General features: G+C 54.9%; 13 protein-coding genes and 2 pseudogenes. 6 read left to right on the top strand and 9 right to left on the bottom strand.

Going from position 1 to position 14,383, the window contains the following annotated elements:
* Nucleotides 1–133 precede the first annotated feature (133 nt).
* Together BTN45_RS25045 and BTN45_RS25040 are read right to left on the bottom strand one after the other, a co-directional pair.
* A complete protein-coding gene (locus BTN45_RS25045) occupies nucleotides 134–1,450 on the bottom strand; it encodes a hypothetical protein (protein ID WP_207591895.1) in 1,317 nt (438 codons plus the stop codon).
* A gap of 11 nt (nucleotides 1,451–1,461) precedes the next feature.
* Nucleotides 1,462–1,911 (bottom strand): RES family NAD+ phosphorylase, encoded by a 450-nt coding sequence (locus tag BTN45_RS25040; protein ID WP_207591894.1) that lies wholly within the window; start codon nucleotides 1,909–1,911, stop codon nucleotides 1,462–1,464.
* A gap of 75 nt (nucleotides 1,912–1,986) precedes the next feature.
* Between BTN45_RS25040 and BTN45_RS25035 the strand changes: the two are divergent.
* The 3 genes and pseudogenes from BTN45_RS25035 to BTN45_RS25025 all read left to right on the top strand — a co-directional run.
* Nucleotides 1,987–3,249, top strand: a pseudogene (locus tag BTN45_RS25035) (DUF4158 domain-containing protein); the annotation flags it as partial.
* Between the two features lie 89 nt (nucleotides 3,250–3,338).
* Nucleotides 3,339–4,690 (top strand): IS3 family transposase gene (locus BTN45_RS25030; RefSeq protein ID WP_111794956.1). Its coding sequence is split into 2 segments (ribosomal slippage): nucleotides 3,339–3,675 and nucleotides 3,675–4,690, totalling 1,353 coding nucleotides; the frame shifts between segments, so codons are not numbered across the junction.
* Between the two features lie 86 nt (nucleotides 4,691–4,776).
* A pseudogene (locus tag BTN45_RS25025) lies at nucleotides 4,777–5,136 on the top strand (transglutaminase-like cysteine peptidase); the annotation flags it as partial.
* A gap of 38 nt (nucleotides 5,137–5,174) precedes the next feature.
* Here BTN45_RS25025 and BTN45_RS25020 read toward each other — a convergent pair.
* The 6 genes from BTN45_RS25020 to BTN45_RS24995 form a co-directional block, all read right to left on the bottom strand.
* On the bottom strand, nucleotides 5,175–5,537 hold the full coding sequence (locus BTN45_RS25020; protein WP_003501174.1) for a hypothetical protein: 363 nt from the start codon (nucleotides 5,535–5,537) through the stop codon (nucleotides 5,175–5,177).
* Nucleotides 5,538–5,714: 177 nt separating this feature from the next.
* Nucleotides 5,715–6,101 carry a cytochrome o ubiquinol oxidase subunit IV gene (gene cyoD / locus BTN45_RS25015; protein ID WP_035243662.1) on the bottom strand — a complete coding sequence of 129 codons (387 nt, stop codon included), beginning with the start codon at nucleotides 6,099–6,101 and terminating at the stop codon, nucleotides 5,715–5,717.
* A complete protein-coding gene (gene cyoC / locus BTN45_RS25010; RefSeq protein WP_003501178.1) occupies nucleotides 6,098–6,718 on the bottom strand; it encodes a cytochrome o ubiquinol oxidase subunit III in 621 nt (206 codons plus the stop codon). Before cyoC ends, cyoD begins: the two co-directional genes overlap by 4 nt.
* A gap of 1 nt (nucleotide 6,719) precedes the next feature.
* On the bottom strand, nucleotides 6,720–8,723 hold the full coding sequence (cyoB, locus tag BTN45_RS25005) for a cytochrome o ubiquinol oxidase subunit I (protein WP_207591892.1): 2,004 nt from the start codon (nucleotides 8,721–8,723) through the stop codon (nucleotides 6,720–6,722).
* A 17-nt stretch (nucleotides 8,724–8,740) separates the two neighbouring features.
* Nucleotides 8,741–9,859 (bottom strand): ubiquinol oxidase subunit II, encoded by a 1,119-nt coding sequence (cyoA, locus tag BTN45_RS25000; RefSeq protein ID WP_107341912.1) that lies wholly within the window; start codon nucleotides 9,857–9,859, stop codon nucleotides 8,741–8,743.
* 246 nt (nucleotides 9,860–10,105) lie between these two features.
* On the bottom strand, nucleotides 10,106–10,444 hold the full coding sequence (locus BTN45_RS24995; RefSeq protein WP_003501184.1) for a hypothetical protein: 339 nt from the start codon (nucleotides 10,442–10,444) through the stop codon (nucleotides 10,106–10,108).
* Between the two features lie 255 nt (nucleotides 10,445–10,699).
* Here BTN45_RS24995 and BTN45_RS24990 point away from each other — a divergent pair, with 255 nt between their 5' ends.
* The 3 genes from BTN45_RS24990 to BTN45_RS24980 all read left to right on the top strand — a co-directional run bounded on the left by BTN45_RS24990 (nucleotide 10,700) and on the right by BTN45_RS24980 (nucleotide 12,496).
* Nucleotides 10,700–11,401 carry a L,D-transpeptidase gene (locus BTN45_RS24990; RefSeq protein WP_003501186.1) on the top strand — a complete coding sequence of 234 codons (702 nt, stop codon included), beginning with the start codon at nucleotides 10,700–10,702 and terminating at the stop codon, nucleotides 11,399–11,401.
* Entirely contained in the window at nucleotides 11,398–11,910 is a 513-nt protein-coding gene (gene lspA, locus BTN45_RS24985) for a signal peptidase II (protein WP_003501188.1), read from the top strand. Before BTN45_RS24990 ends, lspA begins: the two co-directional genes overlap by 4 nt.
* 169 nt (nucleotides 11,911–12,079) lie before the next feature.
* Entirely contained in the window at nucleotides 12,080–12,496 is a 417-nt protein-coding gene (locus BTN45_RS24980; RefSeq protein ID WP_003501190.1) for a helix-turn-helix domain-containing protein, read from the top strand.
* A 289-nt stretch (nucleotides 12,497–12,785) separates the two neighbouring features.
* On the opposite strand, the gene BTN45_RS24975 is transcribed toward BTN45_RS24980, so the two are convergent.
* A complete protein-coding gene (locus BTN45_RS24975) occupies nucleotides 12,786–14,114 on the bottom strand; it encodes an Nramp family divalent metal transporter (RefSeq protein WP_003501192.1) in 1,329 nt (442 codons plus the stop codon).
* Between the last annotated feature and the right edge of the window lie 269 nt (nucleotides 14,115–14,383).

The following is a 14,383-nucleotide window of genomic DNA, read 5'->3' as shown; positions in this document are numbered from 1 at the left end:
ATCACGCCATACCCACGTCACTCGGCACCTGCCTCGCAGGGTGAGGACGGCCGCCGCGTTCGTTCCAAATTAAAGCACGCGGGATGCGAAAATTTCAGGTGATGGTTGCACGCAGTTGCGACAAGAATCCATGTCATGGCAGCGGTGCAGAGCTTGGCTCAGCCAGCCAGGAATCGATCATTTTTAGAGCCATGAGGTGGCGACCGTGGACGTCCGCCTTTCCGCAAGGGCATTGTTCCGGGTGGTGAACCCGGTTCCAGTTGCCAGAGGCATCTGGACGATAATACCAACCGGCATTCAGCCCTGCCCCAAGGAGTTCCAAGCCCTGATGCTCGACGAGTAGTGCGCCCACTTCAATCAGGCCCTCGGACTTCCTAGCAACACTCACACCTTTAGAGTACAGAAAGTGGCCTTGGTGCGGCGCGTGCTGTATCAAATCGTCGATCTCGAAGATGATGCAGTTATACCGCTCCAGAAGCTGGTCGACCGCTGGAAACGTTTTGTCGATCATATCCGAGTATCCAAGCATCGTAGACGATGGAACGCGCATTGACATGGTATTTTCTGGTGTCCCGTCGGGGGACTTTGCAAGATCCTCAATCGATGTCCCGTGAAAGAGCGCCACCTTATTGGGGAGGATTTTTTTCCAGCTGCTAGAATATTCTGGAAATTCAACAGCTCTACGAAAAAACTTCAGGCCGTTGAGGGAATGTTTGGTTGCTCCTATCTCGGCCCATGGGAGATCCATCAAAGCCGACAGAATTGGGTCCTGATCGTGCCCGGGAAACAGATCTGTCTGATCTTTGAATCCATGCTCCAGAGAATATTGCTGCAGGATCGCCCTGTCGACGGTCAGATGTGAATGGTAGCACTCACGCGGCAATTTGCGGGCCTGGAGAGGTCCAACAAGAACGGCCTTCTGAGCTGTAAACCGAGGAAGGTAAGTTTCGAGCGAAATGGTTTTGAGATCGATTGCTCCGACGGTTGCTTTGACGATATTGTGGTCAAGAATGTAAAGGTGCCCAACACCTGGCTCGAACTCGTACTTGGCGTAGCGCTTGCGCAGCATTACTCCGCGTTCGAAGCAATCCTCGCAAAGTTCAAGTGCAGTGCTCTCACTGAACCTCTGAGATGCGAACCATGCGGCGACACCGGCGTCCGTGGAAGCGTCCAGGAAAGACGACCGCCAACCATAATGCTGTAGAAGCGCCTGGACGAACGGAAAGCTTTGCCCGTTTTGACCGATGAATGACGAGAGAATGTCGGAGGTATAGTTCCACCATTTGAACATTTCCGGGGGTATACATCCGTGTCGATCGAATGAGGTCGTTGTGGATGGGAAATCTGAAGTGCCATAATGGCTGGTCTGGCCGCGGTAAAGAGGTCGTATGGAAAGCGAGCTCAGATAATCCTCCAGCTCGCCTTTCGATCCTATAGTTAGGGAGTTCATAAGTATACCTCCTAGATCCGAATATGCTTCACACCGACGAGTTCTAGCCAAGGACTAGTTCTCATAAACGGATCTTGCGGTGCGGCGTTCACAACATCGCCTTGGCCTGCAAAGAGAACGTAGTTTGTCCCCTTTTCGCCGGTCGCACTTCGATAACGAAGTCCGTCGACCTTGCCGCCTTCGAATTCAAAGTCGCGGATAAACTCCGTGAAGACCTGGGTCGGGATATAGTCGACGTTGACACGATCGTTCCGATCGACTGGTTGAATAATAATGTCCGCAAAGTCCGAGAGGAAGGCGAGGATCAGGCGATCGATTCGGTAGGCTGTCGAAAAGAAACCGGGTATGGCTGGGGTCGGAACAAGAGCAGTCCGAAATCGTACGCTAAGGTCGAACGAAACCGGAACGATGTTGTAGATCGGATGTGCAGCATCCGGATCTCTGTGGATTGCCGTCGACATGCGCCAATTTTGATTTCTCTGTCCGGCCCGACTCGACAACGCTTCACACAGGTTGGTCGTTAATGGAGTCGGGCGATGGCAAAGCGCAAACTTCTCAAAGATCAAGATCGCCGGAAGCTTTTCGATATCCCAGTCGACGAGGACAGCTTCATCCGCCACTATTTGTTGTCATCGGCGGATCGCCTGGAGATTGAACTGCGGAGACGTAATCACAATCGTCTCGGCTTTGCCATCCAGCTATGTCTGATGCGATACCCGGGTCGAGTGCTTGGAGCAGAAGAAACTCCGCCTCGCGCCATGCTGAAGTATGTTGCTGATCAGATCGGCGCCGCTCCAGGCGAATTTGCCCTCTATGCACGTCGTGAAGAAACCCGTCGGGATCATATGGCGCGGCTAATGGTCTATCTGAATACGAGAAGCGCGACTCTGCAAGATCGCCGCGTCGCGCTATTGGCGGCAGTTCAAGCGGCGACCATGTCCGACGACGGTGCTGCGATAGCCAGTTCGGCTGTCGCCGCGCTTCGCGAACGCGGAGCTCTTCTGCCGGCGATCGATACGATCGAACGCATCGGCCTTGCCGGCCGTGCCATTGCTCGCCGCCGGGCAGAAAAAACTCTGATTGAAAACATCCCGCTCGATAGGCTTCAATCACTGGATAGGCTGTTAGAGGTTGACCCGTCGATCGGCCAGACGCGCTTTCATTGGCTGCGCTCGGCGCCAGAAGCGCCGGCTGCGTCGAACCTCGTCGGGCTGACCGAGCGGATAACTTTTCTACGGCGGCTGGAGATCGATTCGGAACTGCAGGCGTGCGGATCATCTGGACGGTGGGACCAGATGATCCGGGAGGGCAACGCAACGCCGGCCTGGCTTGCCAACGACTTCAACACCAGCCGTCGCCACGCTCTGATCGTGGCTCAAGTCATCAAGCTTGGCCAGAAGCTCACGGACGATGCTGTGACGATGTTCATCAAACTGATGGGCAAGTTGTTCTCGCAAGCCAACAATCGGAAGAAGCAGCGGCAGATGGACTGCAGAGCGAACACCGCCAAAGCGCTGCGCATGTTTCTGGATACGATCACCGCCCTGCAGTCTGCCAACGACCATGGTCGGAATGCGTTAGATGTTCTCGACCAAAGGGTCGGCTGGGACCGGCTGCTTCGGATGAAGCCTGAGCTCGAGTCGATGGTCGACGACAACGAGGCACCGCCGTTGACCGTGGCAGCAGAACAATACGCGACCGTCCACAAATATGCTGGTGCGTTCCTTCTAGCCTTCACGTTTCGCTCGGCGCATCGCCACGACCCGCTTCTGGCGGCAGTTGCGCTGCTGAAACGGCTTTGTCCGCCATCAACGCCTATGAGACAGAACTGGTTTAATTGAGAAGAGAGGATTTTCGGCTCATCGTAGCTCATTCAAAGGAAGCGAAGATGAGACAGAAAACCGGGCCGCAGACATCGTCGGCCGAGAAGACGATCAAGGATATTCGCCGCGCGACGCGCAAGCTGCATTCGTCGGAGGAGAAAATTCGCATTGTGCTGGAAGGTCTGCGCGGTGAAGACAGTATTGCCGCGATCTGCCGCCGCGAAGGGATCGCCGAGAGCCTGTATTATAGCTGGTCGAAGGAATTCCTCGAAGCTGGCAAGAAGCGGCTTGCTGGTGACACCGCCCGTTCGGCCACCAGTGACGAGGTCAAGGCGCTGCGCCGTGAAAGCCGCGACCTGAAAGAGGCGCTGGCCGACCTCACCCTGGAAAACCGCCTGCTTAAAAAAAGCATGATCGCGGATGGGGGCGACGAAGAATGAGATATCCCGCCACCGAAAAGCTCGAGATCATCCGGCTTGTCGAGGGGTCTCATCTGCCAGCCAGGCAAACCCTCGACAAGCTCGGCATTCCAAGACCAACCTTCTATCGCTGGTATGATCGCTTCCAGACCCACGGTGTTGAGGGGTTGGAAGACCGGACATCCGCGCCGTCACGGGTGTGGAACCGTATCCCCGACGATATCAGGGATCGCATCATCACACTCGCGCTCGATCATGCCGATCTGTCGCCACGCGAGCTGGCGGTGAAGTTCACCGACATGGAAAGCTATTTCGTCTCAGAGGCTTCGGTCTACCGCCTACTCAAGGCCCATGACCTGGTCACCTCGCCAGCCTATATCGTCATCAAGGCCAACAACGAGTTCAAGGACAAGACCACGCGGCCGAACGAGATGTGGCAAACCGACTTCACCTACCTGAAGGTCATCGGCTGGGGCTGGTTTTACCTGTCGACCATCCTCGACGATTATTCCCGCTACATCATTGCGTGGAAGCTGTGCACCAGCATGAAAGTCGATGATGTCACCGACACGCTCGACCTGGCACTGGCCGCCTCAGGCTGCGACAAGGTCAAGGTCGAACATAGGCCGCGCCTGCTGTCCGACAACGGTCCGTGTTACGTCGCTTCCGATCTCGGTGAATGGCTTGAGAAATACAAGATTGACCAGGTCCATGGCGCTCCCGGCCATCCGCAAACACAGGGCAAGATCGAACGCTGGCATCAGACGCTGAAGAACCGCATCCTATTGGAAAACTACTTCTTCCGGGAAGACCTCGAAGCTGAGATCGCGGCTTTCGTCGAGCATTACAACCATCGCCGATACCACGAGAGCCTCGACAATCTCACGCCCGCCGACGTCTACTTCGGACGCGGCCAAACAATCCTGCTCGAACGTGAAAGGATCAAACGAGAAACCATCAGACAGCGCCGCTTGAACCACCAGGCCAAAGCGGCTTAAATTAACCAGCTAACCGAGCCCGAAACTCCATTCTTCCAAAGCCCAAAAAGTCTCAAATCATTCGACGACGGACACGTAAGGTGAACCTGATCCCGGCGATGACAGATATGGAGAGGTATGGTGTCGAAGAATACTGGACCTATCCGGTCGACGCAGCCGACTGCGAAGACTTCGTTCTTCAGAAGCGGAAGCTCCTGATGGAACGTGGGTTCTCGCCCTCCAACCTGCTGATCACAGTAGTGCTTCAACCGGACGGATCGGGTCACGCTGTGTTGGCGGTCCGGTCAGGACTGGGTGACTTCGTGCTCGACAATCTGCGTGCGGAGATCAGGAAATGGTCGGAAACCGAGTACACCTATCTGAAGCGTCAGGACTCGCGTGATCCCGGCAAGTGGGTGAAAATCAATGACGGTCGTGATACGATTGCCGTGGGCGGCATTCGGTGATCAGCGGCATGTTGTACTCTGACCGTCGTTGTTGACGATCACAATACTGCAAGCATGAACGTCGCCAGCACCAGCCCCCCAAGAAAGGCCGCAACCATCGTGGTCGTCCGCGCGTTCGGGCGTTCCGGTATCGTTGTCCGCGATGAGTTCTCGTCGGGTGACTGACCAGCGTTGGTAGTCCCGGCTAACGGCTCCTGATGCAGTGCCTGGCCTTCTGGAGATGATGAATCCATCTCCTCCAGTGCTCTGTCCAGCATTACGCAGGTGATCGTCGTTTCATCGAATTTCACTTCGAACTCGAGTTTCCGACTGCTTTCAATTTTATCGAGAGCTTTGACAGCAGCGGCCTGCTCGCTATCAGCTTCAACGAGTGATCGATGGGTGACAAGAAAAAATGGCATTCGCTCGCCAACAACTCTCGAGGTGAAAGAGAGCCGGAGACAGTCAGATCGCGCCCGGAGGCTTCCCCATGACTGCATCCAGACTTGTGATTTGGTCCGTGTGTTCGGTATGGACCAACGGTTTACCGAACACACGAATGAGCAATTAGCTTGATAAACTGGATGAAGTCAGCGCTCTTACGGCATATTTTTCATCATCTCCGGTGACATGGGCATCATGTTGGTGTTGAGGTGATACATAACCCAGATTGATCCGACGAGCACGATGACAAGGATCACGATCGTAAAAATCAGTGCCATCATGGTCCACCCTCCTTCAGAGCGGCTGTTCATGTGCAGGAAGTAGGTCATGTGGACAAGCATCTGGATGCCGCCAAGGATCATGATCGCCGCGATCGTTATCATCTTGCTCTCGATGACGTCGCCCATCACAAGCCAGAACGGGATGGCCGTCAGAATAAGCGACAGGATGAATCCCGTCATGTAGCTCTTGAGAGAACTACGCCCCGAGCGGTGACCGGAATGCCCTCCGTGTGCTCCATTATGAGAAGAATTCGACGTCATGCGACAACTCCCATAAGATAGACCACTGAGAAGACACCGATCCAGATGAGGTCGAGGAAGTGCCAGAACATTGACAGGCACATCAGTCGTCGATGGTTCTCCGGAGTGAGGCCAAACTTCGACACCTGTATCATAAGCACCACAAGCCAGATGACCCCAAACATGACATGGAGGCCATGCGTGCCGACGAGGGCGAAGAATGACGACAGGAAGGCGGACCGCTGGGGACCAGCACCCTCCGCGATCAGATGATAGAATTCGTATGCCTCCAGCCCCAGGAATGCGAGGCCGAGCAGGCCTGTGACACCAAGCCAGAAGATCGTCGCACCCTTTGCATTGCTCTCGGCACGGATCATCGCAACACCATAGGTAATCGATGACACCAGCAGGATTACCGTCGCAACCCCGATCAACCTGAGATCGAAAAGATCGCCAGGTGCAGGACCGGCCGCGTAATTACGACCGAGCACCGCATAGGTGGCGAAGAGAGCCGCGAAAATAAGCAGGTCACTCATCAGATAGAGCCAGAAGCCCAGGTTCGTGCTTCCTTCAGGATGATGTTCCTCATCGAGATGGAATTTCTTGTCAGCCCGGGGGGCGTGAATCGGGTTTGCCATGTCAGTTCCCCTGGGCGAGCAGCTTCGAACGTGCGTCTTCGACCTCGGCAACTGTTGCTGCCGGGATATAAAAGTCGCGGTTGTAGTTGAAGGTGTGGGCGATCGAGATGATAATGATCGCTGCGAATGATACGATGGCGAGCCACCAGATGTACCAGATGAGCGCAAAGGCGAGCGCGATGCTGATACCGGAAAGGATGACACCGGCACCAGTATTTCTGGGCATGTGAATCGCCTTGTATCCGGCCAGTGGTCTCGCGTATCCACATTCCTTCATGTCGTGCCATGCGTCCATCTCATGGACCACTGGAGTGAAAGCGAAGTTGTATTCTGGCGGCGGCGAGGAAGTAGCCCATTCCAGGGTTCGGCCACCCCATGGATCGCCCGTCGTGCAGCGGAGCTGGTCGCGTCTCCTCACGCTGACGACCATCTGGATAATGAAGAACAGGATACCGAGTGCAATCAGGCCCGCCCCGAATGCGGCGATGATGAACCAGATCTGTAACGAGGGATCATCAAACTGCGAAACTCTGCGCGTCACGCCCATTAGTCCGAGCACATAGAGCGGCATGAAGGCGACGAAGAAACCGATCTGCCAGAACCAGAAGCTCATCTTGCCCCAGAACGGATCGAGCTTGAAACCGAAGGCCTTCGGCCACCAATAGGTTACTCCTGCCATCAGGCCGAACAGCACGCCGCCGATGATGACGTTGTGGAAGTGGGCAATCAGGAAGAGCGAATTGTGCAGCACAAAGTCAGCAGGAGGTATAGCCAGCATGACGCCTGTCATACCGCCGATGACGAATGTCACCATAAAGCCGATCAACCAGTACATCGGCAGTTCGTAACGGATCCTTCCCTTGTACATCGTGAACAGCCAGTTGAACATCTTCGCACCCGTCGGGATCGAAATGATCATCGTTGCTATTCCAAAGAAGGCGTTGACGGACGCACCTGCTCCCATCGTGAAGAAATGATGCAGCCAGACCACATAAGAAAGAAGCATGATCGTACATGTCGCGTAGACCATCGACGCGTAGCCGAACAGCCGCTTGCCCGAGAACGTAGATGCAACTTCCGAAAAGATGCCAAAAGCCGGGAGGATCAGGATGTAAACTTCCGGATGACCCCACATCCAGATCAGGTTCACGTACATCATCGGGTTACCGCCGAGATCGTTCGTGAAGAAGTTGGTGTCCAGATAGCGGTCTGCGGTCAGCAGCGCAAGCGTTGCCGTCAATATCGGGAATGTCGCCACGATCAGGATGTTGGTGCAAAGCGAGGTCCAGGTGAAAACAGGCATTTTCATCAGAGACATCCCCGGTGCGCGCATCTTGACGATGGTCGCAACGAGGTTGATGCCCGACAGCGTTGTTCCGATGCCGGCTACCTGCAAACCCCAGATGTAGTAGTCCACACCGACGCCAGGGCTGTAATCGGCACCCGACAACGGCGGATAGGCCAACCAGCCGGTCTTTGCGAATTCTCCTACGAATAGCGAGATCATGATGATGATGATCGCACCCGCCGTCGTCATCCAGAATGAGAAATTGTTCAGGAACGGAAATGACACATCGCGAGCACCGATCTGGAGCGGCACAATGTAGTTCATGAACCCTGTTATGAACGGCATGGCGACAAAAAAGATCATGATCACGCCGTGGGCGGTGAATATCTGATCATAGTGGTCGGCGTTCAGGTATCCCTCGTTGCCGTTGAAGGCGATGGCCTGCTGAATACGCATCATGATCGCGTCGGCGAAGCCGCGCAGAAGCATGACGAGCGCCAGAACGATGTACATGATGCCGATCTTTTTGTGATCGACAGATGTGAACCATTCCCTCCAGAGATAACCCCACAGTTTGTATTTCGTAATCAATCCCACGATGGCCAGGCCACCGATAACCACGGCAACAAACGTGCTGCGGATGATTGGATCGTAAGGGATCGCTTCCCAGGTGAGCCGCCCGAAGACGAGTTGAGCGAGTGTTAGATTTTCGAACATCTTATCTGTCGAATCCTTCAGGGTTTTGCGGGCACTTCAGCGTCGAGCCGGTCGGGTGCCTGCCCGCTCTCATCGCTTTCGGGTGTGGTGGGATGCTGCATGTTCTTCATGCTATGGTTCATCGGCATCGACGGCTGGCTCACCTTGCTATCGATGACGTTCGCGGGGCTCTCGCCGCGGGTCGGGGTGCCTGTGACAGGGGCGGGTGCGACATCGTTGTCTTCGGCTGCGCCGGTCGTCCGGCGGTTGTCGTATTCCAGGCGCGCCCGGTTTTCCCGGCTCTCCACACCTGCCCCGCCCATCTTGTCGATGTGCATCATCTCATCCATGCACATCTGGCCTTCACGGGCGCACATGTTGAGCACCGAGCGGTAGAGACCTTCCTGCACCGTGGAGTAATAACGTACAGGTTCGGCCGTGCTCGGTTTCTCAAGCTTCAAGTAACTGTCCCGGTTGAGTGCCGTGCCGGTCCGTTTGACACGCGCGACCCATTGATCGAAATCACCCTGGTTCAATCCAAGGAACTTGAACCGCATCTGAGAGAAGCCGTCTCCACTATAGTTGGCAGAAAGACCATCGTAGGTGCCGGTCTCGTTGATGACGGCATGGAGTTTCGTCTGCATTCCGGGCATGGCATAGATCATCCCGGCGAGCGCCGGCACATAGAATGCATTCATGACCGATGATGCAGTTAGCTTGAAGTTGATCGGTACATCTACGGGCGCAGCAAGCTCATTAACCGTAGCAATTCCGTACTCCGGATAGAAGAACAGCCATTTCCAATCGAGTGCGACCACTTCTACGGTGATCGGCCTGATGTCGGGTGTAACAGGACGATTTGCATCGATCCTGTCGAGTGGGCGATATGGGTCAAGTCTGTGAGTGCTGATCCACGTGATAGTTCCCAGCGCAATGATGATGGCAAGCGGCGCTGACCAGATCACCATCTCGAGTTTTACGGAGTGATGCCACTCCGGGTCATATTTCGCCTTCTTGTTGGAATGGCGGTAATGCCAGGCAAAATAGAAGGTGAGAAACAGGACCGGTACGATGATGAGGAGCATCAGCACGGTTGCGATGACGATGAGATCCGCCTGCTGACGTGCAATATCGCCGGATGGCGACATTACGACCATCTTGCATCCACCGAGCGGGAGCAAAAAGGTGCCAACAGCGAGGAGAAAGAGCTTTTTTGACAAAGACACCTTCGACTCCCGATGTAAGGGATTATGAGTTCAGGATGGAATCCGGCTGCTCTTGAGAAGTCCCGATACGTAGCTCACACGCTCCGCCAGATATCGGCGAAGAATGGCTTGGGCGTAAGAGATCCATGGTCGAACTGATTCAGTAAGACGTACGTGCGCAGTGCCGAACAGATTGCCTTAGCTCAGGTATTTTGGCGGGCGCGAGATCAGATAGATCTGGCTTTCACGAAGGAGGTCCGCGGATACGGAATATCGCAGTCCTTCCGAGAATCTAAAATCATACAGCTCTGCTTGTAGAGACCGCTGCTCGCAGCGGACGTGATGGTCGGCCTCAGACAAGAGGAGTTTCCTGTTATCCACCGGTGAACCTCGTTCCTGCACGAAGGTAGCGACACCGGGCGGAACAAATGTGCGATTTTCCAACGGAGTCGAGCAGAGGCTTCCGGAGATGATCTGAATGAAGATCATCGTCAGGACAGCCACGGTCTTCCAACTGGTTAAAACGCTGCGGATCATTCGTTCCAGACAAGCAAAATGACATAAATCAACAGATGACTAGCAAAGGTCGAACTGAAACAAAAGCTGCGAATCTGGGACTGCGCCAATTTGTCCCTGATGATAAGGCGCACTCCATCACGAGCCTTACACAATTAGTTGAGACCCGACCTTAGCTGTCAGCAAGCGCTTGAACCTCAAGCTACTAGAGATCGTAGAATTGTACGGAATCAGTAATGTGGAGGATTCAAACGTGTCCTTCAAATGGGGATATGCATGCTCAAACCGCGTCTGATGAAACGTCGGTCACTCGTCGCTCTATCTGGTGGTGCATTGGCATCAGCCGTCTTTGGAAGCCCGGTTTCTACAGCGGCGGCTGTCGTCAGGCCCGCCAGTCAAATGGAACCGAGCGAACGTGAGCTTGAGGCCCGCTACGCTGCAAGGAGCGACGGCGGCTACCGGTTACCTAGAGTTCCCTTTCGAAAGATCGACCCGAGATACTATCGGCAGCGCGTTGAAAACCTCACCGGCGAGCCTGCGGGCGTTGTTTTCGTCGATGTTCGCAGCAGGTTCCTCTATCTCACTGAAGATGCTGGCACGGCAATGAGATACGGTATCGGTATCGGGCGCGTGGGCTTCACCTGGTCGGGTGAAGGAATAATCCAGTGGCGGCAGAAATGGCCCCGGTGGACACCGCCTCCGGAGATGATAGCGAGACAACCAGAGCTACAGAAATATTCATATGCGAACGGCGGCCAGGCACCCGGCCCCAATAATCCGCTTGGTGCTTGTGCTCTTTACATCTTCCAGCATGGCAAGGACACGCTTTACCGGCTTCACGGCACCACGGACTGGCGTTCAATCGGCCACGCCGTTTCGTCAGGCTGCGTTCGCCTCATCAATCAGGATGTGATGGAGCTTTATGAAACCGTCCCGTCAAAGGCCCGGATTGTCGTCATGCAACAGGGAATCCGATGAAGGCATCATTAAACAAGATCACAGCCAGAGCCGCTCTCGTCCTTCTCTGGGTTGCCGCGCTATGCTTGATCGATCTTACCACGAAGTATCTGGTTGTAACCGAATTGATGGATCCACCGAGAGTAATCCCGGTAACCCCATTCTTCAACCTGGTGCTTGCCTATAACCCGGGTGTCAGCTTCGGCCTTTTCTCCGACACGATGGGATCGGCTCCACGACTGTTCGCGCTGCTTCAGGGCGTAATCGTGATCGCGCTGGTGATCTGGGCGGTAATGGCAAAGACTGCTGCAGAGAGGGTTTCGATCACGGCGATTGCAGGAGGCGCGAGCGGCAATGTCATCGATCGCTTCTGGAACCTGAGCGTCACGGACTATCTGGATTTCCACGCCTTCGGTTGGTCATGGCCAGCCTTCAATCTGGCAGACGTATTCATCGTCTGTGGGGCCTTCCTTCTTGTCGCGATCTCGTTGCGTCCGGACCGACATGCGATTTCGTTGGCGAAGACATGATTGTCAGGCGTAGCGACACGATCGCAGTGGAACTTGATCTCAACAACTCAATCCTCATATCAAAATTCTGTGCTGGATACCCCCATCACGTCTCGATGGCGTCAGTTTCTTTTCAAACTCGAACAAACCGCAGTGGTTCGACGCTGCATGTCATGACTGGAGTATTCATATGCTGACAATCGGTGATCTATCGAAGACGACTGGGGTAAAGGTTCCGACGATCAGATATTACGAGCAGATGGGGCTTCTCTCGCATACGGAACGCTCGGAAGGAAATCAGCGACGCTATTCGAAGACGGAAGGTGAGCGGCTGTCCTTCATAAAGCACGCACGCGAGCTTGGACTGACGATCGAGGCCATCCGCGAACTCATCGATCTTAGTCAGCATCCGGAGAAACCTTGCGAGGAAGCTGACGGTATTGCCGCCAAGCAACTCGTAACCGTCCGTGAGAAGATCCAGCGCCTAAAAAAATTGGAAGCAGAACTGGAGCGGATCTCAACGCACTGCAATTCCAACCAGGTACGCGACTGCTACGTAATTCGGGCTCTTGCCAACCACTGTCTTTGCTCGACGGAACACGACTGACAGGTTGCTCGTTTCGCGCTACGTTTCGTTCATCTCGTCTGCAATCTGGGTAACTCATGACCCTTTCAACCACCGCCTACATTAGGGCTTTCCGTTGAGATGAGGCCGCTGCCGCCGGAAAGCGCTCCTATTTTCAGTATAGGAAATGAAGATAGCAGAAGGGTCTGAAGCCTTCTCGCCAGTCTCAGGAAGCTCAGGGTTTTTTCGCCCATGAGAATATACTTGGCGGCCCATCATAAATCATAATCATCTTCGCATCCTTCCGTGTCAGAGGGCGAATTTCGTTACGTTAGGACGCGACGAAATCCACAAGAAGCTTGATGTTCAGGAGGGCGATCACGATTGCAATCAGCCAAGCGAAAGCAGTCAGCCAGTAAGGAGCCGTCAGTTCCCCCATCTTCGCCCGGTCGGATGTGAACATCACAAGCGGGAACACTGCGAACGAGAGTTGAAGACTGAGCACCACCTGTGTCAAGATTAAGAGTTGCGCTGTTCCACCGTCTCCAAACAATATCGTAACCCCGGCAGCCGGAATAATGGCGATACCGCGTGTGATCAATCGTCGTAGCCAGGGCGCGAGCCTGATGTTCAAAAAGCCTTCCATGACAATCTGTCCAGCCAGTGTCGCCGTAACCGTCGAATTGATACCGCAGCATAGGAGCGCGATACCGAACAACGTTGGGGCGATTGCAAGACCGAGCAGCGGTGCAAGAAGGCTATGCGCTTCACCGAGTTCGGCCACCGTCGTCTGGCCTGTCTTGTGGAATGTGGCCGCTGCGAGGATCAGAATTGAGGCATTCACGAGCAACGCAAACATCAGGGCGATTGTCGAGTCGAGGGTGGCGAACTTGAGTGCCTCCCGCTTCTGGGGGACTGTTGTGCCGTAAGCGCGTGTCTGCACGATCCCTGAGTGGAGATACAGATTGTGCGGCATGACGGTTGCACCAAGAATCCCTAGCGCGAGGTAGAGCATATCCGGGTTGGTGACGATCTCTGTGGTCGGGGCAAATCCGAGGATGACTTGTCCCCAGTCGGGATCCGCAAGCGCGATCTGGATGGTGAAGCAGACGGTAATCACACCCAGCAACGTGATTACGAGCGCTTCGACCCAACGGAAGCCTAACTTCTGGAGATACAGGATGAGGAAGACGTCCAGTGCCGTGATGACGACTCCCAGTTCCAGTGGGATGCCGAAGATCAGGTTGAGCCCGATCGCAGTGCCGATCACCTCCGCTATGTCGGTAGCGATGATCGCTATTTCTGCCAGGATCCAGAGGACGATGCCGACCGGTCGAGGGAAGGCATCGCGGCAAGCCTGCGCAAGGTCTCGCCCGGAGCCGATCGCCAGACGGGCGCAGAGCGACTGGAGCACGATCGCCATGATGTTCGACACAAGTGCTACCGTCAAAAGCGCATAGCCGAAGCGGGATCCGCCGGCGAGAGAGGTCGCCCAGTTTCCAGGATCCATATACCCGACCGCCACCAGGTAGCCTGGACCAAAGAAAGCCATGGCCCGGCGAAATGTGCCCTGCCCGGTCGCCACCGCGATGGATCGATGCACGTCAGACAGCGACGCTTCCCCTCCGGCCCGCCGCCAGCCCTTTACCGGACTGTCCATAGATTCACCTACGATTCTTGGTTTTTGCTTAGTTGCTATTGCAAATCATTCGCATGAAGTTTGAGAATTGACAAGTGCATTTTCCAAGGCGGGCGATGAACCGGGATCTGCTCGGGTCGCACCTGCTCTGATGCCGTTCAGCATCGAAATACAAGAGGAACCCAGCAAGTATCATCGCACTCAACCATATTAGCAGTCGCCTGAGGCTTCACCAGACAACTGCGGAGGGATTGTCGACCCTGAGGTTGATAGAGGTCCTGTGAAAACGC

Origin of the sequence: Rhizobium sp. ZX09 (assembly GCF_017357485.1) — a bacterium.
Classification (GTDB): Bacteria; Pseudomonadota; Alphaproteobacteria; order Rhizobiales; family Rhizobiaceae; genus Agrobacterium; species Agrobacterium pusense.
The sequence above is the reverse complement of the archived record's forward strand: the minus strand, read 5'-3'. Positions and strand labels throughout refer to the sequence as shown.

Excerpts from the sequence above, each read along its gene's own strand:
- BTN45_RS25045 (WP_207591895.1), bottom strand. The coding sequence starts at position 1,450 with ATGAACTCCCTAACTATAGGATCGAAAGGCGAGCTGGAGGATTATCTG.
- BTN45_RS24995 (WP_003501184.1), bottom strand. The coding sequence starts at position 10,444 with ATGATCCGCAGCGTTTTAACCAGTTGGAAGACCGTGGCTGTCCTGACG.
- cyoB (WP_207591892.1), bottom strand. The coding sequence starts at position 8,723 with ATGTTCGAAAATCTAACACTCGCTCAACTCGTCTTCGGGCGGCTCACC.
- BTN45_RS25020 (WP_003501174.1), bottom strand. The coding sequence starts at position 5,537 with ATGCCATTTTTTCTTGTCACCCATCGATCACTCGTTGAAGCTGATAGC.
- BTN45_RS24980 (WP_003501190.1), top strand. The coding sequence starts at position 12,080 with ATGCTGACAATCGGTGATCTATCGAAGACGACTGGGGTAAAGGTTCCG.
- lspA (WP_003501188.1), top strand. The coding sequence starts at position 11,398 with ATGAAGGCATCATTAAACAAGATCACAGCCAGAGCCGCTCTCGTCCTT.
- cyoD (WP_035243662.1), bottom strand. The coding sequence starts at position 6,101 with ATGACGTCGAATTCTTCTCATAATGGAGCACACGGAGGGCATTCCGGT.
- cyoC (WP_003501178.1), bottom strand. The coding sequence starts at position 6,718 with ATGGCAAACCCGATTCACGCCCCCCGGGCTGACAAGAAATTCCATCTC.
- BTN45_RS25040 (WP_207591894.1), bottom strand. The coding sequence starts at position 1,911 with ATGTCGACGGCAATCCACAGAGATCCGGATGCTGCACATCCGATCTAC.
- cyoA (WP_107341912.1), bottom strand. The coding sequence starts at position 9,859 with ATGGTCGTAATGTCGCCATCCGGCGATATTGCACGTCAGCAGGCGGAT.
- BTN45_RS24990 (WP_003501186.1), top strand. The coding sequence starts at position 10,700 with ATGCTCAAACCGCGTCTGATGAAACGTCGGTCACTCGTCGCTCTATCT.
- BTN45_RS24975 (WP_003501192.1), bottom strand. The coding sequence starts at position 14,114 with ATGGACAGTCCGGTAAAGGGCTGGCGGCGGGCCGGAGGGGAAGCGTCG.